Raw genomic sequence first — 22452 nt, forward strand, 5'->3', positions numbered from 1 at the left:
TGTGAACTATCATGGGTGAAACAGGACCTCGAGCGACGGATTGTGGGCGCGACGCCCTGGCTCGTGGACCACGGTTATCCGCTATTACTGCGCTTCCACGGAACCGAACCTTGCTCCCAGCGAAGTAGAAAGCGAGGCCGTCACGCTCAGAATGCACACCCCGAACGCGGCCAGCAGACCCGCGACCGAACGCGTGTCGTCTCGAGTCGAGTCGGCCCGGAGAGACGACTTAGTCGTCACCGAAGGTGATCGTGTCGGTGAAGAAGTCCGTGAGTCGATCTAAGACGCCATCGTCTTCGTCCGTGACGGTGTCGTCGGTCCCGTCGGTGGTGTCGCCATCGGCTTCGTCGGTGTCGTTCGCAGCGTCGTCTTCCACTTCGTCGTTCTCGCCTTCGTCGGTATCGTCCGCGTCAGCGTCGTCGTTGTCGTCGCCATCATCGTCGTCTCCATCGTCCTCGTCAGCCTCGTCGTCCTCATCGGACTCGTCTTCAGCATCTGTTTCCTCGTCAGCGTCGGTGTCGTTGAGCACTTCGGTGTCGCCATCGCTCCCGTTTCCGTCGTCCGTAGTGTCGTCCACCGGCCCGTCGATGTCGACCGACTCGTCGTCGTCGGTCTCTTCTTCGCCAGTCGAAAAGCCGATGCCGACGGCGGCGATGGTCAGCCCGAACGCGACGAGCACGACGAGTACCATCACGAGGACCGCCGTGGTCGACACTCTTTCGTCGTCGGTTCGTCCCCCAGTATCTCGCATCGTACCCCTCGCGTTCGACTCGAGGCAGTTTGTTACGCACAGCGATCAGTCGTGTGATACCGTCACACGCACCGTCGTCAGAGGGTGAGACCGACTCGAACCGGAGGAAGGCCAGCCACGAACGGGCTCGAGTCGCCTGTAAGATCTCCCTATACGGATTGCTGTAACGATTTACCGGCGCAACCGCAGCCCGGGTCGCGGTTGCGCCGGTAACGACTTACAGTAGTCCGTATAGACATAGTGGGTCGCCGGTCCACCGTACTCGGTGTCGATGCGACTACCTCCGCAACCCAAACGACTACCCACTCGAGCGGTCACCTGTGTATATGGGACGGTACGACATCGAACGGTACCTCAATATTCGCAGCGCCTACGGAGCTTCCTTCGGCCCCGAGGGCGAGCGACTCTCGTTTCTGATGAACACGACCGGGACGGCACAGGTCTGGACGCTCGAGGAGCCCCAAGCCTGGCCCGAGCAGCGGACGTTTTACGACGAACGGGTCACCTTCGCCTCGTGGTCGCCCGAACGGCCGGAGCTGATCTTCGGGATGGACGAGGGCGGCAACGAGCGTGCACAACTCTTCCGGCTCGACGCCGAGACGGGCGAGATCGAGAACCTGACCGCGAAACCGGACGCGAAACATCGGTGGGGCGGCTGGAGCCACGACGGCGACCGGTTCGCGTTCGCCTCGAACCGCCGGGACGAGTCGGTCTTCGACATCTACGTCCAGGACCGGGACGCGACGGGCGACGTCGACGGGCAGAGCCCGTCTGCTCGGGAGGCGTCGTCTCCCGCCGACGCCGAACTCGTTTACGAGGGCGACGGCTGGCTCTCCCTGTCGGGCTGGAGTCCCGACGACTCGCGCCTGCTCGTTTCCCAGGCCTACTCCAACTTCGATCAGGACCTCTACGTGCTCGACCTCGAGGCCGACGAGCCCGAACTCGAGCATCTCACGCCCCACGAGGGCGACGTCCGCTACCAGAGTGCCAGCTGGGCGCCCGATGGCACGGGGATCTACCTGGTCACCGACGATGGCGACGCTGACACGCTCTATCTCGCGTACCTCGACCTCGAGACGAAGGACATCGAGACCGTGACGGACGGAAACGGATGGAACGTCGACGGGATCGCGCTGGACGACGAGACCGGCCGGTTCGTCTACTCGCGCAACGTGGAGGGGTACACCGAACTGACGGTCGGCGAGTTCGACGACGACGATCCCACGGCGTTCGAGACGTTCCCCGAGCCCGACCTTCCCGGTGGCGTCGCCGGTGGCGTCAGCTTCGGTCCCGACGCCGAACGCGTCGCGCTATCGACGACCGGCGACGCCGTGAACACGAACGTCTTCGTCGTCGACATCGAGGAACTCCGTTCCTCGGGCAGTGCGACGCAGTCGCACGATATCGGGAGCGGCACGGCCGAACGCTGGACCGACGCGCCGACGGCCGGTATTCCGCGCGAGACGTTCGACGAGTCCGACCTCGTCCACGTCGAGAGCTTCGATGGCCTCGAGATTCCGGGCTTCCTGACCCTGCCGGACAAATCTGCCGACGGAAACGGCAGCGACGACGGCGCTCCCGTCGTCGTCGACATCCACGGCGGTCCCGAGAGCCAGCGCCGCCCCTCTTTCTCGAGTGTCAAACAGTATTTCCTCGATCGCGGCTACGCCTACTTCGAACCCAACGTCCGCGGCTCCGCGGGGTACGGCGCCGAGTACGCCGCACTCGACGACGTCGAGAAACGCATGGACTCGGTTGCGGACATCAAGGCCTGTGTCGAGTGGCTCCAGGACCATCCCGCGATCGATCCCGACCGGATCGCCGCCAAAGGTGGCTCCTACGGTGGGTTCATGGTTCTTGCCGCCCTGACCGAGTACCCCGACCTCTGGGCGGCCGGTATCGACGTCGTCGGTATCGCCAACTTCGTCACCTTCCTCGAGAACACCGGTGACTGGCGACGCGAACTCCGCGAGGCCGAGTACGGGAGCCTCGACGACGACCGGGAGTTCCTCGAAGAGATCTCGCCGACGAACAACATCGAGAACATCGAAGCGCCGCTTTTCGTCCTCCACGGTGAGAACGATCCGCGTGTCCCCGTCGGGGAGGCCGAACAGATCGCCGAGAAGGCAGAGAAACAGGGCGTCCCGGTTCGGAAGCTGATCTTCGACGACGAGGGCCACGGCTTCTCGAAGCTCGAGAACCGCATCGAGGCGTACTCCGAGATCGCCGATTTCCTCGACGAACACGTCTGATACGGACTGCTGTCCCGAGGTCCCGTCGATCGCCGGGGCGGGATCGACGATCGCAGGACGTGACGACAGGAACTCGTCTGAACGAAACGACTCGAGCGTCGCTCGAGACGGGAACTACTCGCCGAACAGCGACGGCGAGTCGTTGTCCTGCGACGGAGACAGGTCGTAGCCGGGCTGGAGGTCGTTGGGATCGAGACTGAGGAGATACGTGTCGGCCTCGACGGTGCCCTCGATTAGCCAGCCGACGCCCTCGTAGAAGGGGTGGTCGGCCATCTCCTGGATGTCCGTCGCGAGCTGGGGGAGCCACCAGCCGTGAGCTGCCAGGAACGCTCGGCGGAGTTCGTCGGCACCGTCGCGGGCCAGTATCTCGAGGGCGGCGAGTTCGACGGCGGCGTGGTCGGCTTCCTCGCGGAGCTGTTCGGAGGGGCGGATGCCGAGGTCGCGATAGGAGCGTTTGACCGCCGCGAGGGGTTCGCCGAGGTAGTCGTCGGCGTACCACGACTCGTGGATCTGCATCCGTGGGCGTGGCCCGACGAACAGCCGGGTGTGGACGCGTTTGAGTTCGTCGGCGGCGTCGGACGGGTCGTCGACACCGGATTGCCACGTTTGGAGCAGCCGGTAGCCGTTCGAAAGCGCCTGTGGCGAGGCCTCTCTGGGGAACTCCTCGGCGACGAGCCGTTCGACTGCCGCCTCGTCCGGTGGGTCCGCGAGCACGCCCGACAGAAAGGCGTACAGATCCGCGATCTCGGTGGTCTCGTTCGTTCGTGTCATAGTCGTTCGAGTGCGTGAAAACGGCAGATCGAGTTAAATCAGTTGATCGTGAGAGCTCGGTCGAATCGAACCGTCCTACATCGGGAGCGGGAGCGGCGCGAACTCGGCGGCCATCAGGTACGCCAGCGCGAGCGCGACCTTTCCGACGACCACCAGCGCCGCCGCAGCGACGTAGGCCCCCGTAGCCGCGGCCGGCGAGAGCGCGCCACGGCGCTGGCCGACGACAGCCCCGACCGACAGCAGGATCGGCACCACCAGTCCGCCGACGACAGCGCCGCCGACGAACAGCGTCGCGTGCGTGCTCAGCAGGTTCTCGACGGCCGGTTCGGCGGCCGGAAGCTGCTCGGGCAGCAGCGTGATCGCGGCGAGAACCGCCACGAGCGTCGCCACCAGTAGACCGGACGCCGCCAGCGAGTAGTTCTGGATCGTCCGACCGACGGGACGGTTCGCGATCGCTGCGAACCCGACCGCGACTGTCAGCCCCGCGGCAAGTCCGCCGAGGATCTTCACCGGGAGCAGGAACGTCGGATCCCACAGCGCCACTCGTTCGGTCGGACCGGAGCCGTAGGCCATCGCCGAGTAGACCAACACGCCGGCGGCCAAGACGCCGAAGACGGCACCGATCCCGAGTCGAACCGTCTCCGACGGGCGAGTCTTGTCCGCAAGCGTGTCGAGCAGGTCCAGAAGACCGACCCGGCTGGCAACGCCGCGGATCCCGTTTGCCGTACTATCGCCCGTGGCCGCTCGAGCGGTGCCGTGGTCGGTTCCACCGTCGGCCGCGACGGCCCGGCGGTGTGGACGCTCCGTACCGAAGGCGGTCCACCCGAACATCAGGAACGCACCCAGGACGAAGCCCGCGATCAGGTACGTGCCAAGCGCCATCCACGAGCCCAGGTTCGTCATCGTCATCGGCAACATCAGCGCCCGGAACGGCGTCGCGAGGTGGGACAGCAGGACCGGCGGACCGATCGCCATCCCGAGGATTCCGGCGAGGTAGCCATACTGGGCGACCTGGCCGTGGCTCGGTTCGTTTCGCTTCTGAGAGAGGATATCTGCGATGTACCCCATCAGATAGGCGCCACTGGCGATACCGATCATGGCGACGTAGAAGCCGACCTTCCAGCCCCACTCGGTGTACGGTAATTCGAACGTAACTTCGACTGGCATCGGTGATCAGTCCCCCATGACTTCGTCCGCGTCGTCTCCGAAGACGATTCCGGCCGCCTCCTCGTTGAACGGCGTCGAGACGCCGTCTTCCTGGAGCTTTTCAGAGAGTTCGTCCGGCGTACCAAACAGCAACGCGTCGGTCGGACACTCCGAAGAGCAAGCCGGCTCGAGACCCTGTTCCTGACGCGGTTCGCAGGTCGTACACTTGTCCATCAGGCCGTCGCTCTTGGCGCCCATCGGGCTCGACTCCTCGGCCTCGGGGACCTCCGCGTCGGGGTATTGGGGTGCGCCGAACGGACAGCCGACGCCACAGTAGTGACAGCCGATACACTCGTCGGCCGCGACGCGGACGGTTCCGTCGTTACGGAACCGAAGCGCGTTCGTCGGACAGACGTCGATACACGGGGCTTCCGAGCAGTTGTAACACTGCATCGGTTTGTTCGTCTCGTTTTCGGTCCCGTGCTCGAGTGCGACGACCTGAATGCGGTCGCTTTCCGGCGGGAGGTCCCAGGTTCGCTGACAGGCGACTTCACAGGCGCCACAGTCGATACAGGACTCCCAGTTCGGGATGACTCGTGCCGTTCCACCGTCGGATTCTTGTGTGCTCATTGGTTTTCCTCTCGAGAGAGTAGTCTAGCGTTTGTCTCGCTCCATGCGCTGTTCTTGCCATCGGAGCTGGCGTTCGGACAGTTCGGGGATCTCGTCGTCGTCGGCGACCCGGACGTTACACAGCGTCGTCTTCGTCTCCTGCATCTGCGTCTCGCGGTCGTATGCCGGGGCCGTCCCGCAGTTGATCGACTCACCGATCACCAGTGGCTCCATCCCGTCCGGGACGGAGTCCGTGACCTTCTCGCCCTCGAGAATGCCTGCCCAGTGGTACGGGGCGAACGCGTGGTCGGGGGCGACTCGCTCCGTGGGTCTGGCCTGGACGAACATCTCGGCGTGGGGCGTCGTCACGGCGATCCAGTCGCCCTCCTCAACGCCGAGTTCGTCAGCCACGTCGGGGTGGATCTCGAGGTACATCATCGGCGCACGCGAGGCGGTGCCCTGCGTGCTGCGGGTCACCGAGCCGGCGCCTTTGTGCTCGACCTGGCGACCCGAGGTGAGGACCATCGGATCGACGTCGCCGGCGTCCTCGAGCTCTTCGACGGCGTCGATGTTCTCCTGCTGGACCGCTGCGTTGTCGAGTTCGACGCGCCAGTGGTCCTCGACGCGGTCGTTACATGGGTAGTCGTCGACGAGGTCCGGCCGCGGCGTGACCGCCGGTTCGCGGTGGACGGGATACTCGTCGGTGAGGTTCCAGGCGCGCATCCGGGCCCGGCCACGTCCCCACACGGAGTCGGGCTGGGGATTGTCGAACTCTGCGTACTCCTCGGGATCGATGTCGACGTCGTAGTCCCCTTCGGCCAACTCGAGTGCGGTGTCGTAGACCGACTGGGTCTCGTCTTCTGCATACTCCATCGGGAGCGTCGCGGCGGCTGGGTTCTCGGGGTCTGGAAGGACCGTCGAGTAGCCGGGGTACTGTGGGACGCCTTCGATCTCGCCGTCCCACCAGTCGGGCTCGTAGGGATCCCGAAGCAGATCCTGGTCGTCCGGCCCCTCGACGCCCCAGCGAGCGCGGAAGTCCATCCCGCCCTCGGAGGGATGTTTCGCCGCGTCGTAGAGGATCGGTGTTCCGGGGTGGTCCTCGTGCCAGCACGGCCACGGCAGTCCGTAGTACTCGCCGTCCTGGACGCCGTCGACCTCGTCCTCGTCGACGTCGAGGTCGTCGAAATCGACCTGCAGGTCCTCCGCGCTGAAAAGATGGGAGTTCTCCTGGTGGGCCTTGAGCCGTTCTGGCGTGTGGCCGACGTAACCAACAGAGCGAACGCCGAGGTTGAACTCGCGAGTGACGTCCTCGACTTCGTCGTAGTCGAAGTGGTCGCCGAAGCCGAGTCGATCGGCGAACTCACACAGCAGCTTCCAGTCTTTCTTGGCGTCGTGTCGGGGCTCGATGGCCTGCGAGCGCCACTGGATCTGTCGGCCGGTGTTGACGACGCTACCGGATTCCTCGAGGTTGGTTCCGACCGGCAGCATGTAGACGTCGGTGTCGCTCTCGGCGAGTTCGGCGACCTGATTCGGGAAGACGTCGATGTTGACGATGAAGTCGAGCTCGTTGACCGCTTCGCGGACCTTCCCGTACTCGGTGAGCGAGGCGAGCCCGTGGCCCCAGAAGATCGCCGCGCGGAGGGGATCGGGCTGGTAGATCTCCCAGTCGTCGTCTAGTACGCCTTCGTACCAGCGGGCGACGGTGAAGCCGTTTTTCTCCATCAGGTCGGTCGAGTGGAACCGATCGACCAGTTCGTCGTAGCTGATCTCGCCGGAGGTACTGTTCGTCTCCGACCAGACGTTCGCCCAGTGCTCCCAGGCGCCGGGATCGAGGCCGTAGTAGCCCGGCAGGGTACTCGAGTCGACGCCGAGGTCGGTCGCCCCCTGGACGTTGTCGTGACCGCGGAAGATCGGCGTTCCGCCGCCGGGCTGGGCGGCGTGGCCGAGCGTCAGGTTCAACATCGCGTACGCCCGGACGTTGCCGGTCGCGTTGTTGTGCTGGGTGCCACCCATCGCCCACTCGACGCAGCTGACGTCTGCGTCGGCCAGCTCTTCGGCGAGTTCCATCAGCTCTTCCTCCTCGATCCCACAGATGTCCGAGACGGTCTCGAGGTCGTACTCGTGGAGGATCTCCTCGCGGAACTCCTGCCAGTCGACCACGCGGCTCTCGATGAACTCCTCGTCGTGGGCCTCGAGGTTTTCAACGATGTGGTAGATGAGGCCGTAGATGAACGCGACGTCGGTGCCCGAGCGGAACTGGTAGTAGTCGTCGGCAGCAGCCGCGGTCTTGGTGTACCGTGGCTCGGCGACGATGTGTTTGCCGCCGTTTTGCTGGGCCTCCTGGAAGTACTGCCACGCGACTGGGTGGCTCTCGAGGGGGTTGTGCCCGATGATGAGGTTGACGTCGACGTTGCGCATGTCGTTTGAGTTGTTCGTCATCGCGCCGACGCCCCACGTGTTCGCGATGCCCTCGACGGTCGTCGAGTGGCAGATCCGCGCCTGGTGGTCGATGTTGTTCGTCCCGTAGAACGCAGCCAGCTTGCGGATCAGGTAGGCGGCCTCGTTGCTGTGTTTCGCGGAGCCGGCCCAGAACGTCGCGTGAGGACCGGTCTCTTCGCGGATGTCGTCGAGGCGGCCGGCGATCTCGTCTAGAATCTCGTCCCAGTCCATCGCCTCCCACTCGCCGTCGACGAGTTTCAGCGGCCGTTTGAGCCGCTGCTCGGAGTTGACCGATTGGGTCAGCGATGCGCCTTTCGAACAGAGTCCGCCCTGGTTGACCGGGTTGTCTTCCCAGGGCTCCTGTCCGACGACCGCGTCCTCTTCGACACCGACCTGCAGTCCACAGCCGACCGAGCAATGTGTACAGACCGTTTTGACTAGTTCGTCGCCTGCCTCCGGCGATACGGTATCGCTGTCGTCACCACCTCGTTCGAGTAACGTTCGTCCGCCGACCGCTGCCGCGAGCGATCCGGCAGCACCGGCTTTGAGGAATCCTCGCCGGTCGAGGTCGATCGTCGACTTTGACATTGTTCGCCTGAATTGGCTTGTCGATCATAAATATACCGAAGAATGAGGGGAATCTTTGTGAGTATACCGCACATTCACTCGTCTTGCTAACGATAGGACTCGGCATTCGGATTTATGATACCTGGCGCGTATCGCATAATGTGGTTGTTTTCGACGTTCACGTTTCGAATATTCGAACATATCGCTTCTCCCACCGTGACTTTTAATCCTCCGACACCGCGAATATCCCGTCATGGACAGGATGCTGCGGGTCGATCTCTCCGCAGGGAGCGTGACGAGCGAGGAGATCCCCGCACGGTGGCTCGAGAAGTACGTCGGGGGAAAAGGTGTCGGCGCTCGCTACCTCTACGAGGAACTCGAGCCCGGCACGGACGCACACGCTCCGGAGAACGTCCTGTTGTTCATGCTGGGGCCGCTGACGGGGTATACGCCCGGTGAGCAGCGGTACGCAGCGATCACGAAGTCCCCGCTGACGGGGGCGTTTCTGGACTCCTACAGCGGCGGCACGTTCCCCGAACGCCTGGCCGGGTCGCTCGACGGTCACATGGGCGTTCTCGTCACCGGCGAGGCCGACGACCCCGTCGTCCTCTCGGTCGACGACGGCGAGGCGACACTCGAGTCGGCCGACGACCTGTGGGGTCTCGACGCCGAGGCGACCTGCGAGCGGTTCCCCGACGCCGCGGTCGCCTGCGTCGGCCCAGCCGGGGAAAACGGCGTACAGTACGCGACGATCGCCTCCGACGGTGGCGACCACCACGCCGGCCGGGGCGGGGCCGGCACCGTAATGGGATCGAAGAACCTGAAGGCGATCGTCGCACACGGCACTGCGCCGGAGGGACTCTCGGATCTGCGGGAGCGATACGGCGAGGCGTTTGCCGAGAGCGAGGCCGGTCGGTGGCTCGCGGCCAGCGACACCTTGGAGACGGTCGACTTCGCAAACGAGGTCGGCGTCCTCCCGACACGGGGCTGGCAGGAGAGCAGTTTCGAGGGCGTCGACGAGATCGGTATCGAACGGGTTCGTGAGGCAGCGACCGGCCGAGAGCGACCCGACGATCACGTCCCAGGCGGGTTTCGCGTCGACAGCGACGAGGGTGAAAGCGTTCCCCGCGGCGCCACACCGATCGTCCTCGGAGCCGGACTCGGCATCGACGACTTCGACGCCGTCGCGATGCTCGGGGCGATCTGCGATCGGCTCGCGATGGACGTGATTACGGCCGGGAACGCGGTCGCGTGGGCAGTGCGGGCGAGTCAGGAAGGGCTGATCGATCGCGATCTCTCCTTTGGCGACGAGACCGCCGCACGAGAACTCATCGAGGAGATCGCCGATCGCTCGACGCCGCTTGGCGACGCGCTCGCGGACGGCGTCGACCGGGCCGCCGAGCAGTACGGCGGCGAGGACCTCATTCCGACCGTGAAAGGGATGGAACTTTCCTCGTACGATCCGCGAAATGCCGAAACGATGGCCCTCGCCTACGCCACGAGCGACCGCGGGGGCTGTCACCGCCGCGCCCGGCCGGTCGAACTCGAGCCAGTCACTAGCATGGACCGCAGCCGGGAGGCCCGGGTCACCGCCGTCGTCGAGGAACAGAACCGGCGGGCGCTGTTGTGGAGTCTGATCGCGGACGACTTCCTAGAGGAGGTGTTGGAAGCAGGCCACGCCGCCGAGTGGTTGTCGGCCGTCGGCTACGACCACGACCCCGAGTCGCTGTCGCGGGTCGGCGAACGGATCTGGACGCTGGTTCGGCTGTTCAACGTCCGAGAGGGGTTCTCCCGGATCGACGACGAACTCCCACCGCCGTTGACCGACCCGCTCGAGGACGCGACCGACTCGAGCGACGGAACCGGCGGCGACGGTATCGAACAGGAAGCGTTCGACGCGCTTCTCGAGGCATACTACGCGGCCAGAGACTGGGACCGACGTGGACGGCCGACCGCCGACCTCCTCCAGCGACTGGACCTGACGACCGTCCCCGACGAGTCGACGCCGGTCCCGTCGACGGCCGATGACGATCGAACAACGGACACTCGAAGATGACTGATAGTATCGATCTCGACGAGATGGACGTCGGCGACGACGACGAACAGGCGGACGATGCGAACCACGGCGACTGGCTCTGGCGCGGTGAGGGCGATCCGGACGACGAGCCAGGGCCCCAGTGGAGCAGTGCGTCGTCGACGACCCGAAACGAGGACGAATCGACCGACTCGAGCGAACCGACGGCTGACACGAACGCAGACCCGACGGCCGAGACCGACGACGCGGAGTCGGCAACGCGACCGGCGACGCCGAAAGTGCCGGGCGATCCCACGGGTCCCGTCGGTGTCCCCGAAGAGAAAGGCGGCTCCGGCGGTGGATCGCCGTCCCAACAGGAGGGCCACGCCTCGAGTGACGCTTCCGCTCGGACCACCGACCACGGCGAGAGCACGGAGCCCGACGACATGACGCTGGCACTGACCTACGAGGCGATCAACCGGCTCGCGGATCCACAGTTCGTGATCGCCGACGCCCGCGGCTGGGCCGACTGGATCGGCATCGTCGGCACCGTCTCCACGCCGGCGATCCGGAAGTTCCAGCGCGACGAGGGGATCGATCTCGACTTCTTCGGCGGCTCCGAAACCGGACCGGCCCAGCGGCTGGCCGACGTCACGCCGGAGTCGATGTTCTACGCCGATCGGATGGTCCTGGTCGGCGTCTCGGACGACGAGGAGATCGCCGAGGCCGCCGACTGGGAGTTCGTTCCCCTCGAGACGGCCGCCGAAAAGGCCGGCTGGGAGATCGAGTTCGCGGAGTAGTATGAAAATCACTGCACACCCGATCGACAGATAGCGTCGTGATCGGTGTGTCCCTCGGTTCATACGGTTTACTGTACGTCATTGCCGGCGTAACCGCCGCCCGGGTCGCGGTTACGCCGGTACATCGGTACAGCAATCCGTATCAGTAGCTACTCTACTCGGCGTCCTCGAGTCGCTCCTGTAGCTCCTGGATCTCCGAGACCAGTTCGATCGGCGGCGTCGTATTGACGTCGATCGACTCTAACTCCTCGAGGACGGCCTTCGCTTCGGGGTCGATCGTCTCCGTCTCGCCCTCGGGTTCGCCGCCGTCAGCGTTGGCCGGGCCGCGGAACTCGCCGCTGCCCAGATCGAAGACGGCCTGGACGGGCTCGCTCGAGGCGCCGCCTTTCGCCTCGATGGCCTTCTCCTCCCGTAGACGCCCCAAGACGTCGCGTGCGCGGTCGACGACGGGGTCGGGGACGCCAGCGAGGTCGGCGACGTGGATCCCGTAGGATCGGTCCGTGGGGCCGTCCCGGACCGTCCGCAGGAAAGTGACGTCGCCGTCGCGTTCGTCGGCCGCGACGTGGACGTTGGCCACCCGTGGGAGCTTCTCGGCGAGGCCGGTCAGCTCGTGGTAGTGGGTCGCAAACAGGGTCTTGGCCTGGACCTCGTTGTGGAGGTACTCCGTCGCCGCCCACGCAATGGAGATACCGTCGTAGGTCGCCGTCCCGCGTCCCACCTCGTCTAAGATGACCAGCGATTCCTCGGTCGCCGTATGCAGGATATTCGAGAGCTCGCTCATCTCGACCATGAACGTCGACCGTCCCTGTGCGAGTTCGTCGAGCGCGCCGACACGGGTGAAGATACCGTCGACCACCCCGATCTCGGCGTCCTCTGCAGGGACGAAACTGCCGATTTGAGCCAGCAGAACGATGCCGGCGGCCTGGCGCATGTACGTCGACTTTCCGGACATGTTCGGCCCAGTCACGACGAGGAACCCTCGTTCCTCGTCCAGTCGCACGTCGTTGGGGACGAACTCCGTCGTCTGCTCGACGACCGGGTGCCGTCCCTGTTCGATCTCGAGGCGGTCGCCCCGATGGAGAGCCGGCTGGACCCACCGGTTCTCCGCGGCGTGGGTCGCGAGACTGGCGAGGACGTCGATCGTCGCCAGCGTCCGGCCGACGTCCTGGAGCAACTCGGCACGGTCGGCGACGTCCTCGCGCAGGTCCTCGAACAGTTCGTACTCGAGGTCGCCCCGCCGCTCCTCGAGTCGAAGCATCTCGCGTTCTTTCTCCGCTAACTCGTCGGTCGTGAACCGCTTCGAGTTTTTCAGCGTCTTGATCTGCTCGTAGTGATCCGGGACGCCGTCGGCGGCGGACTTGCCGACCTGGATGTAGTAGCCGTCGGTCTTGTTCCGATCGACGGTTACGTGTGAGAGTCCGTACTGTTCTTTCTCGCGTTCGGCGAGGGTATCGAGCCAGTGTTCGACCTCCTCGTACCGGTCGATAACCCCGTCGAGTTCCTCGTCGTAGCCCCGTTTGAACAGTCCGCCCTGGGTCACCGTCGACGGCGGCTCTTCGGCGATGGCATCGGCAAGCATCTCCCGCAGCGCCGCGGCGGCCGCTCGGTCCGGGCGATCGACGATCTCGGCGAGCGGCGAGTCCTCGAGGTTCGGGTTCGACGCGATGGTGTCGGCGAGCGCGGGCAATACGGCGAGAGTCTCCCGAACCGACAGCAGGTCCCGCGCGTCGGCGCTGCCGTGAGTTGCCTTCGAGGCCAGCCGCGCCAGATCGGACGCATCGCCTAACGTCTCCTGGATCTCGTCGCGGGCCAGGGCCGCCGTCGACAGCGCTGCGACGCTTTCCTGGCGGCGCTCGAGGGTCTCGAGGGACCGTCGCGGTCGCTGGAGCCACTCTTTCAAGAGACGGCCGCCGGCGCTGGTCTCGGTGTGGTCGATCGTCTCGAACAGCGACCCCTCGCGATCGCCTTGCATCGTTTCGGTCAACTCGAGGTTGCGCTGGGTGGTCGCGTCCAGCGTCACGTGGTCGTCGCCGTGGTGAGACTGGATGCGGGTCATCGAGGCGAGCACGCCGGTTCCGGTCTCCTCGACGTAGGAGAGGATCGCGCCCGCGGCGGCGACAGTCGGCTCGCCGACCGAGAGCCGATCGACCGTCTCCGCGCCGAACTGGTCGCGGACGGCGTGGGCCGCTCGTTTGGGTGCGAAGGCTTCGGTTTCGTGGAGCGACAGCGCCGCGTCGACGCGCTCGCGGACGGTCTGTAGTAGGTCGTCGTCGGTTCTGACTCCTGGGCCGGGCAACACCTCGACGGGATCGAACCGGTAGAGCTCCGTCAGCGCGTCGTCGACGTCCGCGGCGTCTGCGACGAGGAATCGTCCCGTCGTCACGTCGGCGAAAGCGAGCCCATAAGCGTCACTCGAGGTGCCAAACGCACTCGCGTTCCCGTCGACGACGGCCGCGAGGTACTGGGCGTCGGCGTCGCTCGTCTCGAGTAACGTTCCGGGCGTGACGACGCGTTCGATCTCGCGTGCGTGGCCAGAGTCGGTCTCGTACTGGTCGGCGACGGCCACGCGGTAGCCACGCTCAACCAGCGCTTTGAGGTAGGGTGTCAGATCGTCGACCGGCACGCCGGCCATAGGGTACGACGAGCCGTGAGAGGATTTCTGGGAGACTTTCAGATCCAGTTCGTCGGCGACGATCTCGGCGTCCTCACCGAAGAACTCGTAGAAATCGCCACACTGCATCGTCAGTAGATCGGCGTCGGTGTCCTCCTTGAGCGAGAAGAACTCCCCGACGATCCCCGTCGCCTCGGTCATGTGCGGTGACTGTCCTTCCACCGCTAAAATCCTGCGGGTTCAGCGACGGACGTCTCGTCGCGATGACAGTCATCGCCGCCGCTACGGGAGATTATAACGCTCGATGTCGTACGCTATCACGGCCCGATCATGGCTGTGTCTCGAGACCACCGTGTGCTCGTTCCGATCGACGTCTTCGGCGGCCAGGGCGTTCCAACTACGGTCATCGATGCGTTCGCATCGGTACCGGTCATCCTGCTTGGCTATCACGAACTCCCTGATCAGACTGGGACGGATCAGGCCCGGGATCAGTACGGTCTCCGTGCCAGAGCCGAACTCGACCGATACCACCAGCTGTTCGAAGACGCCGGCTGTCTCGACGTTGCGTCGCGACTCGTCTTCACACACGATCGGCTGCAGACGTTCGAGCGAATCGCCGTCGAAACGTCGGCCGACGCGGTGTTGCTGCTCAACTCCGCACCGGTCCTCGAGTCGATACTCGTCGCCGTTCGCGGCGACGTCAACCTCGAGTACATCGTCGACTTTCTGGCGGCACTGGTAGACGGAACCGACCTCGAGGTGACGTTCTTCCGGATCGTCTCCGACGAAGCGGATCGGGAACAGGGGAGCGAACTCCTCGAGATGGCGGCCGACGACCTCGCTACCGCCGGCGTCGACCGCGCCCGGATCGACACCTCGCTCGTCGTCGACGGCTCGCCGACGCGGGAAATCCTCGAGGCTGCAGCCGACCACGATCTGCTCGTCGTCGGCGAGAGCCGGCCGTCGATCCGTCGATTCATCTTCAAAGACCGGGCGAAGGCCCTGGCCAAGGGGACGGCCGATCCGGTGGTCGTGATCCGTGGGGAGTACCTCGAGACCGATGGCTAATACGGTTCTCTGTGCTGGCGAGCCCAGACCCGGCTGTGGGCGTGGGCTCGTCGGGAGATCGGTACAGCAGTCCGTATCAGGCGCCGTCGTCCGTCTGCTCGTCCTCGAGACGCCGAACGACGAGGACGGGGCCGACCGATTCGGCGGCAACGCGTTCGGCCTCCTCGCCGAAGACGAGCGTGCGCAGCGACGGCGCCTGTTCGCCCATGACGATGGCGTCGTGGTCGACCGCTGCATCGACGAGTGCCTCGAGCGGTGGCTCGTCGACCGCGAGTTCGGTGTTCACGTCGATGCCGCGATCTATGAGGGTTTCAGCGGCCGTCTCGAGTACCTCTCTCCCTCGCGTCTCGTCGTTGGTCGCGAGAAAGAGCGTGGCGCCGATCGGACGGTCGCCGACCAGTTCCGCGACGAGCGAGACGATTCGGTCGACGGCGACGTCGCCGGTCAGCGCCACGAGCAGTCGATCGACCGGTCCGGTCGCCCCCGGGATAGCGTAGACGTCCGCGTCTGTCTCCGCGGCGATCCGGTCGAACGTCTGCTCTTCGTCGTGTGTAAAGACCAGCCGATAGTCGGCGGTCCCCTCCTCGGCCCCGAATTCGGCCGCCAGGTCCTCGAGCGCGGCAGTCGCTCGCTCTTCGTACTGTAGCCGCGCCTGGTCGGGTGGGGTCTGTTCGGGCAGAACGTGATAACCCAGGACGGTGACGTCCATCGGCTCCAACAGCGACGCCAGGCCGCCCGAAACCGATTCTCCCTCGAGTATCGCCAGTGGAACGAGTATGCGTGTCATAGTTTTCCTTTCAGGTCGACGTCGCGAGCGTAGTAGAGATACCAGCCGGCAGTCACGAGCATGATCGCGACGCCAACGAGCTGTGAGGTCGGTTGCATAAAGAGGATCAGCGCGAAGCTACAGATCGCGCCCAGTGCCGGAACGAGGGGATAGCCGGGTACTCGAAAGTCAGGATCGTACCACTCGGGCTCGTCTCTCCGCAGCGCGATCAACGCGACACAGATCAGCCCGTACATGAGCAGGTGCAGAAACGACGCGACCTCCGCGAGGAGTTCGACGCGCCCGGTCGCGGTCAACACGAGGATCGGGCCGCCGGCCATCCCCAGTGCGACGTGTGGCGTGCCGTACCGGAGGTTGATCCGACTGGCCCGCTGGGGCAACAGCGCGTCCCTCGAGACGGCGTAGATCGACCGAGACGTACTCAGGACCGAGGCGTTGGCACTCGACATCGTCGCCAGCAGCCCGCCGAAGACGATCGCGACCGCGCCGGCGGTACCGAGATAGTGGCGACCGACCTCGACCATCGCCGTCTCACCGAGTTCTGCGAGCCGTTCCCCTCCGAACGCACTCGTCGCAACGAAGATCGTCACGACGTAGAGGACGCCGACGATGACCACCGAGCCGACCATCGCCAGCGGCAGGTTCCGCCCGGGGTCTTTTATCTCTCCCGCGACGGTCGCGACCTGTGCGAAGCCGAGATACGAGGTGAACACGAGCGCTGCTGTCGTGAACACCGGCATCGCTCCAAACGGGGCGAACTGCTCAGGTGCGGCCTGATCGCCGACCAGACCGACCGCGTCGAGCCCTCCGTACCCGAGAAAGGCGACGAGAATCGACAGTAGCAGGGCGACGATTCCGTTCTGGAGTTTCGCGGCGTTTTCGGTCCCCGTGACGTTGAGGACGGTAAACCCCGCACCGAACAACACGGCGATCGGGATGACCAGCCCCTCGCCGACCGCGATTCCGAGTTCGGCGAGCGTGTCGACGGCGTAGTAGCCGAAGCCGACGAGGTAAAACGCCGTCGCAAAGACCAGTCCAAACCACAGCGAGAGTCCGACGACGGCGCCGGCAAGCGTCCCCAGGCCCCGCGAGATGAAGTAGTAGCCACCGCCACTCTTTGGCATCGCGGTCGCGAGCTCCGAGGCCGGCAAGGCGACCAACAGGGCGACGACGGCACCGATGGCGAACGACGCGGCCGCGGCCGGGCCGGCGCGACCGGCTGCCAGTCCCGGAAAGACGAAGATACCCGCGCCGATCATCGTCCCGATCCCGATCGCGAGCCCGCCAGTCAGGCCGAGCGTCCGCTCGAGTTCGGCGTCGTCGGTAAGCGTCGCCTCGTCGGTGTCGATCGCCGGCTCGGTCTGGGGTGTCTCGCCTTCGATGTTGGTCCCCGTTGCCGACGGCCGATCGGTGCCCATAGCCACAGTCGTTTCGCCGAAGGGATATATACACTGCTGAATACGACTATGTGGGGACGACTCGAGACCGTCTTCGATCCGCCTGTATACGCCGCTTCCAGCCGATCACTTACACTGTCGGACGGACGTCAGTACGACGTCGACCGCGAATCGCGACCGATCGTCGAATCGTACTCTGCGACAGTATCATACGGGCTGTTGTACCGTATCAGAACAACAGACCGCCGAGTGGCACTTCCCCGTCGGGTTCGACGAGCACCGGAAACTCCTCCTCGTCGGGGACGCCGACGGTCAACACCTCTGACTCGAAGCCGGCGATTCGGACCGTGCCGAGGTCCATCGCACACAGAACCTGCCGCCCCTCGAGTTCAGCCGGCACGTAGTGTTTGTCGAGTTGGGCGGCGGACTGGACCTCGCCGTACTCGCCGAGGTCGATCCACAGCTTGGTCATCTTCGGTTTCTCTGCCTCGGGAAACGCCTCGGCCTCGAGTACTTCGCCGACGCGGATCTCGACGTCGAACGGATTCTCGACCATGAGACGTGATGTCGATACACGAGAAGAAGAACGTTCGGTTTTCGGAACCGTCGTGACCGCCGTTACACTCGAGTCGTCGCGGTCGTTCACCGGTCGGTGGGAAACACGGCGTTCAGAACGCCGCCGTAACGGTTTCTGATCGTTCGCGCACAGACAGGCTGGAAATGAATCGGGACGATCACAGGAGCCAACTCGCCGTCCTCTCCTGCGGTCAGTTCTCCGCGGCGTCTATAGTAACAACTGCAACGGTTTACACACTGATCGCCGATCCGTCTGGCGATCAGGTGTGCAATGACTTGCAGTGGCTACTATAGCGAATCCGCTTCGAACGCCTCACTGTAACGGGCCAACGTGTCCTCGTAGCCGGCCATCGCGAGATCGTAGGTTGCACGTAGATCCGCAATCGGCGTCTCGGTCGCGTCGACCCGGAGATCGTTGTACGGTGGCACCCAGTCGTGATCCTCGGTCGTCTCGACGACGACGGCAGCGCTCTGTACCGTGAGTTCCTCGCGTTTGTCGCCACCCTCGAGGTCGCCCGCAGCGAGGGCGTCGATCAGGCGCTTGGCAAGGGGGTCGGTCTCGACGTCCGCACACACTCCACCGGGGCCACTCGAGCGATCGACCGTCTCGTGGACGGCGTTGGCCTCGTAGTTCGCCACGGTCGCCTCGAGGACGTCCTCGCCGGTCAGCATGTTGCCGGCGACGGTGAAGTGGTCGCCCTCGATGTGGCCGAACCAGTCGACACACTCCCCACCGGAGAAAGCGAAGGTCCCCTCGCGGTCGACGCCGTGGATCTGCCGCTGTGGGGCGCCGTCGTCGGTGTTGAGCAGGGCCTCGAGTGCGTCGTCGATCGCGAGGCCGTCCTCGAGATACTCGAGGCAGCGTTCGCCGAGTTCGACGTTGACCAGGCTCTGGGTCGCGATCGCACCGTGTTCGCCGACGAACGGACAGAGGGCACCGACACCGGGGAGACGCGTCGTGACGGCGACCCCGAAGCGGTCGTGGCACTCGCCGTCTTCGGTCTCGTAAGTCTCGTGGACGCAGATGCTGAACGTCATCGGTCGTGGATCGTCGCTGGCGAATACCAATCGCTGGTCGGTCTCGGGGTGCGCGATACGGAGCCGATCCGGTCGACTCGGACTCGACTCGCTGTCGGTCGATCGACGGTACGGAGGACGGGGGCCATACGACGACCTTTCGGCTGCTCTCATACAACTTTTGAACCTAAACAGTTTGATGAACGACAGCGGGTGAGAGAATCGTCCGTCCGAACTGGTCGCATCGAGTCGATCGGTCTGAGTCACCCCGTTCAGTGTGTCCGTTCTCGTGACTTTGTCTGACGTAAGAACTATACTGGCGGCGGCGGTGGGTTACGCCAATGGGACTTATGAGCAAAATCCTCGGCGGGGGCGGCTCCCGAACGGCCGAGGACTACGTCGAACTGGATCTCGACGACGTATCGGCGAGTTCGGCCGACGCGGCGGCGATGCAGGTACACATCGCCGAGGTCAGCAACCAGGCCGACGCCATCGATATCAAAGACGCCGTCTACGACGGCGACATCGTCATCGCCGACATCACGCGTTTGCGGACCAACGACAGTACAGTCGAACACATCGTCGACGAACTCCGGCAGGTCGCCCACGAGGTCGACGGTGACATCGTCCGCAAGGGTGACGACCAGATGATCATCACGCCGACCGGCGTCCGAATCAGTCGCGAGAAGCTCGGACAACGGGCCTAAGACGTAAGCACCGTCCAATCGAGACGGTGGCCGGCGAATCGATTCTCGAGCGATATCGTCTCCGTCTCGCGGTCGGCGTTCTCGCGTCGTTTTCGGCCAGGCCTCGAAAACCAGTCCTACGCCGATAGTACCTCGTTTCGGTGGCTCTCGACCGATGTTTTCACCCGGCGGGAATTCCGGTGTCGGGTTATTATATACGGGCTGGTACTGTCGCGCATGACAGGGTTTCGAGCGACGATCGTCGTAAGCGATCCTACAGCGTGCCCGGTTGCAGACACGTCGACGGCTGCCGAGGAACCGATCACGTCCGTAACGCGTTCGCGTGCGTCAGCGAACGGAACGGTCGTCGAGGAGTTCGGCGTCGCTAGCGCGACGGCCGAGACTGCGAACGCGACCACAGCGGAACTGACACCGATCCAGGCCTCCGACCGAGAGACGGTGTACCGATTCGAACGCGAAGCCGACGCCGACTGTGCGTGCGAACTCGTCGAACGAAGCGGGACGCCGGTCTCCTCGGTTCGTGCGGACGACGGTTCGCTACAGCTGACGTTTCGCACTCTCGAGCTGGCAGAACTCGCCGACATCGTCGACGAACTCCGCGAGCACTTCGACGGCGTCGTCGTCGAAGAGCTGACTCAGGACCACGACGACGAGACGTCCGATCCGGTTTTCGTCGATCGAGACTCGCTGACGACACGCCAGCGTGAAATCCTCGAGACGGCCCACGAGATGGGCTACTTCGACTATCCGAAGGGAGCGAACGCGACCGACGTCGCCGCGGAACTCGGCATTGCCCGGTCGACGTTTACCGAACACCTGGCAGCCGCACAGACGAAGGTGCTGGATGCATTGCTCGAAAAGTAATGGAAAATAATTCATATATTCGCTAATATGTGACTAAATGTCGAGTTTCTCTCCGATAAAGAGCGTTCAGTTGTTCGTTTGCTCGGAACGAAGCGGAGACATCACACGCGTTCGGCCGTGACGGCGGACAAACGACAATACTTTTCCAATGGGATGCGAAACCATCCTCTATGGCTGACGATCTCAAGAAAGGACTGGAGGGAGTCCTTGTCGCAGAGTCCGGACTCAGCTCGATCGACGGTGACGAAGGCCGACTGATCTATCGGGGCTATTCGATCGAGGATCTCGCTCGTGGCGCGAGCTACGAGGAGGTCCTCTATCTCCTCTGGCACGGCGAGCTTCCGACCGCCGACGAACTCGAGGAGTTTACCGCGGCGATCGACGAGGAACGCGAGATCTCCGACGACGTCCTCGCGACGATGGAGCGACTCGCCGACGCCGACGAGCAGCCGATGGCCGCACTCCGGACTGCGGTCTCGATGTTCTCGGCGACTGAACCCGAGACCGACGCCGATCCCGAGGATCTCGAGGCGACCCTGCGCAAAGGACGGCGCATTACCGCCAAGATCCCGACCGCGCTTGCGGCGTTCGAGCGCTATCGACTCGGCGAAGAGCCCCTCGATCCCCACCCCGATCTGGGGCTCGCTGCCAACTTCCTGTACATGCTGACCGGCGAGGAACCGAGCGACGTTCACGCCGAGACCTTCGATCAGGCGCTGATCCTCCACGCCGACCACGGGCTAAACGCCTCGACGTTTACGTCGATGGTGATCGGCTCGACGATGGCAGACATTTACAGCGCCGTCACCGGTGGCGTCAGTGCGCTCTCCGGTCCGCTTCACGGCGGTGCAAACCAGGACGTCATGGAGGTCCTCTTCGAGATCGACGAGAGCGACCTAGACCATCGTGAGTGGGTCGAACAGGCGACCGAGGAGGGACGGCGTATCCCCGGCTTCGGTCACCGCGTCTACAACGTCAAAGACCCACGGGCGAAGATCCTCCAGGAACGCAGCGAGGAACTCGCCGAAGAGGGCGACGACAAGTGGTACAACTACACCACGACCATCGAACAGTACCTCTCCGAGGAGAAAGGTCTCTCCGAGAAGGGCATCGCCCCGAACGTCGACTTCTACTCCGGGTCCGTCTACTACCAGCTCGGCATCCCGATCGATATGTACACCCCGATCTTCGCGATGAGCCGTGTCGGCGGCTGGGTCGGTCACGTCCTCGAGTACCAGGAGGACAACCGTCTGATCCGTCCGCTCTCGCGATACACCGGTCCCGAAGATCAGGAGTTCGTCCCGCTCGAGGAGCGGTAACCGCACTGTTCGAACGGCAGGCACTGGCGATCGACCGAACCGATTTTTCGCGGCCATCGCGATCCCGGAAGCGACGTGAATTTCCCTCGCTCCTTGTCCCGATAGACGGTACGTGCAAGTGCCACGGCGACGACGTGATCCGTATGCAACTGTTCGTCTACGGAACGCTGACTGATCCGGCACAGATCGAAGCGATCGTAGACGCTGGGCCCGGTACGTTCGAGTTCGTCGGTCCGACCACGCTCGAGGGGTTCAGACGTGTCGACGGTCGATATCCGACGCTCGTCCCCGGCGGCAGCGTCGAGGGGCGACTGCTTGCGGTCGACAAACGGGCGCTCGAGCGACTCGATCGATACGAGGGTGTCGATCAGGGGTTGTACGTCCGGATCGCTGTCCCGAAAGCCGACGGTGGACAGGGCTGGGTGTACGTCGGCCACCCGGATCGACTCGGTGCCGACGCCGACGCGGCCTGGCCCGACGAGCGATCGTTCCGCGAGGCGGTCGAGACCGCGGCCGCGCGCCGCGATGCCGTACTCCGAGTACACGAATGACGACTGTCTGCCGACCGTCAGACACGGCCGACATCGCCGCTCTGTCTTGCGGTTTCACTTTCACCCCGGAGCCATGAGCTTTATATGGTCCGCGTCCCCTTCTACACTCGCACGTCACACGCCGTGCATTCCCTGTATTCCCTGTCGTGTTGCCAACCAGGCAGCACAGTTCTGTCGGGGTGTCGCTACGCTGGATCGACTGGCCG

At 64.5% G+C, this 22452-nt stretch carries 18 protein-coding genes; 8 read left to right on the forward strand and 10 right to left on the reverse strand.

Annotated elements, in window-relative coordinates:
• Positions 1-229: 229 nt before the first annotated feature.
• Positions 230-691 carry a hypothetical protein gene (locus RBH26_RS09060; protein WP_306757889.1) on the reverse strand — a complete coding sequence of 154 codons (462 nt, stop codon included), beginning with the start codon at positions 689-691 and terminating at the stop codon, positions 230-232.
• A gap of 386 nt (positions 692-1077) precedes the next feature.
• Between RBH26_RS09060 and RBH26_RS09065 the strand changes: the two genes are divergently transcribed.
• Positions 1078-3003, forward strand: a complete 1926-nt coding sequence (locus RBH26_RS09065; RefSeq protein WP_306757890.1) for a prolyl oligopeptidase family serine peptidase — start codon at positions 1078-1080, stop codon at positions 3001-3003.
• A 114-nt stretch (positions 3004-3117) separates the two neighbouring features.
• Here RBH26_RS09065 and RBH26_RS09070 read toward each other — a convergent pair whose 3' ends face one another.
• From RBH26_RS09070 to RBH26_RS09085, 4 genes are all read right to left on the reverse strand, one after another.
• Positions 3118-3774 carry a molecular chaperone TorD family protein gene (locus RBH26_RS09070; RefSeq protein ID WP_306757891.1) on the reverse strand — a complete coding sequence of 219 codons (657 nt, stop codon included), beginning with the start codon at positions 3772-3774 and terminating at the stop codon, positions 3118-3120.
• A gap of 75 nt (positions 3775-3849) precedes the next feature.
• A complete protein-coding gene (locus RBH26_RS09075; protein WP_306757892.1) occupies positions 3850-4941 on the reverse strand; it encodes a dehydrogenase in 1092 nt (363 codons plus the stop codon).
• Between the two features lie 6 nt (positions 4942-4947).
• Positions 4948-5550: a 4Fe-4S dicluster domain-containing protein gene (locus RBH26_RS09080; protein WP_306757893.1), complete on the reverse strand. Its 603-nt coding sequence runs from the start codon at positions 5548-5550 to the stop codon at positions 4948-4950.
• Between the two features lie 24 nt (positions 5551-5574).
• Positions 5575-8556, reverse strand: a complete 2982-nt coding sequence (locus RBH26_RS09085; protein ID WP_306757894.1) for a molybdopterin-dependent oxidoreductase — start codon at positions 8554-8556, stop codon at positions 5575-5577.
• Positions 8557-8788: 232 nt separating this feature from the next.
• Here RBH26_RS09085 and RBH26_RS09090 point away from each other — a divergent pair, with 232 nt between their 5' ends.
• Positions 8789-10591: an aldehyde ferredoxin oxidoreductase C-terminal domain-containing protein gene (locus RBH26_RS09090; RefSeq protein ID WP_306757895.1), complete on the forward strand. Its 1803-nt coding sequence runs from the start codon at positions 8789-8791 to the stop codon at positions 10589-10591.
• Positions 10588-11349, forward strand: a complete 762-nt coding sequence (locus RBH26_RS09095) for a hypothetical protein (protein ID WP_306757896.1) — start codon at positions 10588-10590, stop codon at positions 11347-11349. Before RBH26_RS09090 ends, RBH26_RS09095 begins: the two co-directional genes overlap by 4 nt.
• 154 nt (positions 11350-11503) lie before the next feature.
• Here RBH26_RS09095 and mutS read toward each other — a convergent pair whose 3' ends face one another.
• The gene (mutS, locus tag RBH26_RS09100; RefSeq protein WP_306757897.1) at positions 11504-14161 is read right to left on the reverse strand and encodes a DNA mismatch repair protein MutS; all 2658 of its coding nucleotides are present in this window, start codon (positions 14159-14161) and stop codon (positions 11504-11506) included.
• Positions 14162-14290: 129 nt separating this feature from the next.
• Between mutS and RBH26_RS09105 the strand changes: the two genes are divergently transcribed.
• Positions 14291-15028: a universal stress protein gene (locus RBH26_RS09105; RefSeq protein ID WP_306757898.1), complete on the forward strand. Its 738-nt coding sequence runs from the start codon at positions 14291-14293 to the stop codon at positions 15026-15028.
• 76 nt (positions 15029-15104) lie between these two features.
• On the opposite strand, the gene RBH26_RS09110 is transcribed toward RBH26_RS09105, so the two are convergent.
• The 4 genes from RBH26_RS09110 to RBH26_RS09125 form a co-directional block, all read right to left on the reverse strand.
• Positions 15105-15815 (reverse strand): universal stress protein, encoded by a 711-nt coding sequence (locus RBH26_RS09110; protein WP_306757899.1) that lies wholly within the window; start codon positions 15813-15815, stop codon positions 15105-15107.
• On the reverse strand, positions 15812-17233 hold the full coding sequence (locus RBH26_RS09115; RefSeq protein WP_306757900.1) for an APC family permease: 1422 nt from the start codon (positions 17231-17233) through the stop codon (positions 15812-15814). The genes RBH26_RS09110 and RBH26_RS09115 overlap by 4 nt, the downstream gene beginning before the upstream one ends.
• 208 nt (positions 17234-17441) lie before the next feature.
• Complete coding sequence (locus tag RBH26_RS09120) at positions 17442-17768, reverse strand: tRNA-binding protein (RefSeq protein WP_306757901.1); 327 nt, start codon at positions 17766-17768, stop codon at positions 17442-17444.
• Between the two features lie 308 nt (positions 17769-18076).
• Positions 18077-18826, reverse strand: a complete 750-nt coding sequence (locus tag RBH26_RS09125) for a DUF1028 domain-containing protein (protein ID WP_306757902.1) — start codon at positions 18824-18826, stop codon at positions 18077-18079.
• A gap of 320 nt (positions 18827-19146) precedes the next feature.
• Here RBH26_RS09125 and sepF point away from each other — a divergent pair, with 320 nt between their 5' ends.
• The 4 genes from sepF (at position 19147) to RBH26_RS09145 (ending at position 22246) form a co-directional block, all read left to right on the forward strand.
• Entirely contained in the window at positions 19147-19512 is a 366-nt protein-coding gene (sepF, locus tag RBH26_RS09130; protein WP_306757903.1) for a cell division protein SepF, read from the forward strand.
• Between the two features lie 216 nt (positions 19513-19728).
• On the forward strand, positions 19729-20376 hold the full coding sequence (locus tag RBH26_RS09135) for a helix-turn-helix domain-containing protein (protein WP_306757904.1): 648 nt from the start codon (positions 19729-19731) through the stop codon (positions 20374-20376).
• A 170-nt stretch (positions 20377-20546) separates the two neighbouring features.
• Positions 20547-21695, forward strand: coding sequence for a citrate synthase (citZ, locus tag RBH26_RS09140; RefSeq protein WP_306757905.1), 1149 nt, complete (start codon positions 20547-20549; stop codon positions 21693-21695).
• Positions 21696-21838: 143 nt separating this feature from the next.
• Positions 21839-22246 (forward strand): gamma-glutamylcyclotransferase family protein, encoded by a 408-nt coding sequence (locus tag RBH26_RS09145; protein WP_306757906.1) that lies wholly within the window; start codon positions 21839-21841, stop codon positions 22244-22246.
• Positions 22247-22452 lie beyond the last annotated feature (206 nt).

This window comes from Natronolimnohabitans sp. A-GB9, from assembly GCF_030848565.1.
Lineage (GTDB): Archaea > Halobacteriota > Halobacteria > Halobacteriales > Natrialbaceae > Natronolimnohabitans.

Bases quoted from the DNA above. Each gene is read 5' to 3' on its own strand.
- RBH26_RS09120 (WP_306757901.1), bottom strand. From the start codon at position 17,768: ATGGTCGAGAATCCGTTCGACGTCGAGATCCGCGTCGGCGAAGTACTC.
- RBH26_RS09085 (WP_306757894.1), bottom strand. From the start codon at position 8,556: ATGTCAAAGTCGACGATCGACCTCGACCGGCGAGGATTCCTCAAAGCC.
- RBH26_RS09070 (WP_306757891.1), bottom strand. From the start codon at position 3,774: ATGACACGAACGAACGAGACCACCGAGATCGCGGATCTGTACGCCTTT.
- RBH26_RS09090 (WP_306757895.1), top strand. From the start codon at position 8,789: ATGGACAGGATGCTGCGGGTCGATCTCTCCGCAGGGAGCGTGACGAGC.
- RBH26_RS09110 (WP_306757899.1), bottom strand. From the start codon at position 15,815: ATGACACGCATACTCGTTCCACTGGCGATACTCGAGGGAGAATCGGTT.
- mutS (WP_306757897.1), bottom strand. From the start codon at position 14,161: ATGACCGAGGCGACGGGGATCGTCGGGGAGTTCTTCTCGCTCAAGGAG.
- RBH26_RS09115 (WP_306757900.1), bottom strand. From the start codon at position 17,233: ATGGGCACCGATCGGCCGTCGGCAACGGGGACCAACATCGAAGGCGAG.
- RBH26_RS09095 (WP_306757896.1), top strand. From the start codon at position 10,588: ATGACTGATAGTATCGATCTCGACGAGATGGACGTCGGCGACGACGAC.
- RBH26_RS09080 (WP_306757893.1), bottom strand. From the start codon at position 5,550: ATGAGCACACAAGAATCCGACGGTGGAACGGCACGAGTCATCCCGAAC.
- RBH26_RS09065 (WP_306757890.1), top strand. From the start codon at position 1,078: ATGGGACGGTACGACATCGAACGGTACCTCAATATTCGCAGCGCCTAC.
- RBH26_RS09145 (WP_306757906.1), top strand. From the start codon at position 21,839: ATGCAACTGTTCGTCTACGGAACGCTGACTGATCCGGCACAGATCGAA.
- citZ (WP_306757905.1), top strand. From the start codon at position 20,547: ATGGCTGACGATCTCAAGAAAGGACTGGAGGGAGTCCTTGTCGCAGAG.
- sepF (WP_306757903.1), top strand. From the start codon at position 19,147: ATGGGACTTATGAGCAAAATCCTCGGCGGGGGCGGCTCCCGAACGGCC.
- RBH26_RS09125 (WP_306757902.1), bottom strand. From the start codon at position 18,826: ATGACGTTCAGCATCTGCGTCCACGAGACTTACGAGACCGAAGACGGC.
- RBH26_RS09105 (WP_306757898.1), top strand. From the start codon at position 14,291: ATGGCTGTGTCTCGAGACCACCGTGTGCTCGTTCCGATCGACGTCTTC.
- RBH26_RS09075 (WP_306757892.1), bottom strand. From the start codon at position 4,941: ATGCCAGTCGAAGTTACGTTCGAATTACCGTACACCGAGTGGGGCTGG.
- RBH26_RS09135 (WP_306757904.1), top strand. From the start codon at position 19,729: ATGACAGGGTTTCGAGCGACGATCGTCGTAAGCGATCCTACAGCGTGC.
- RBH26_RS09060 (WP_306757889.1), bottom strand. From the start codon at position 691: ATGGTACTCGTCGTGCTCGTCGCGTTCGGGCTGACCATCGCCGCCGTC.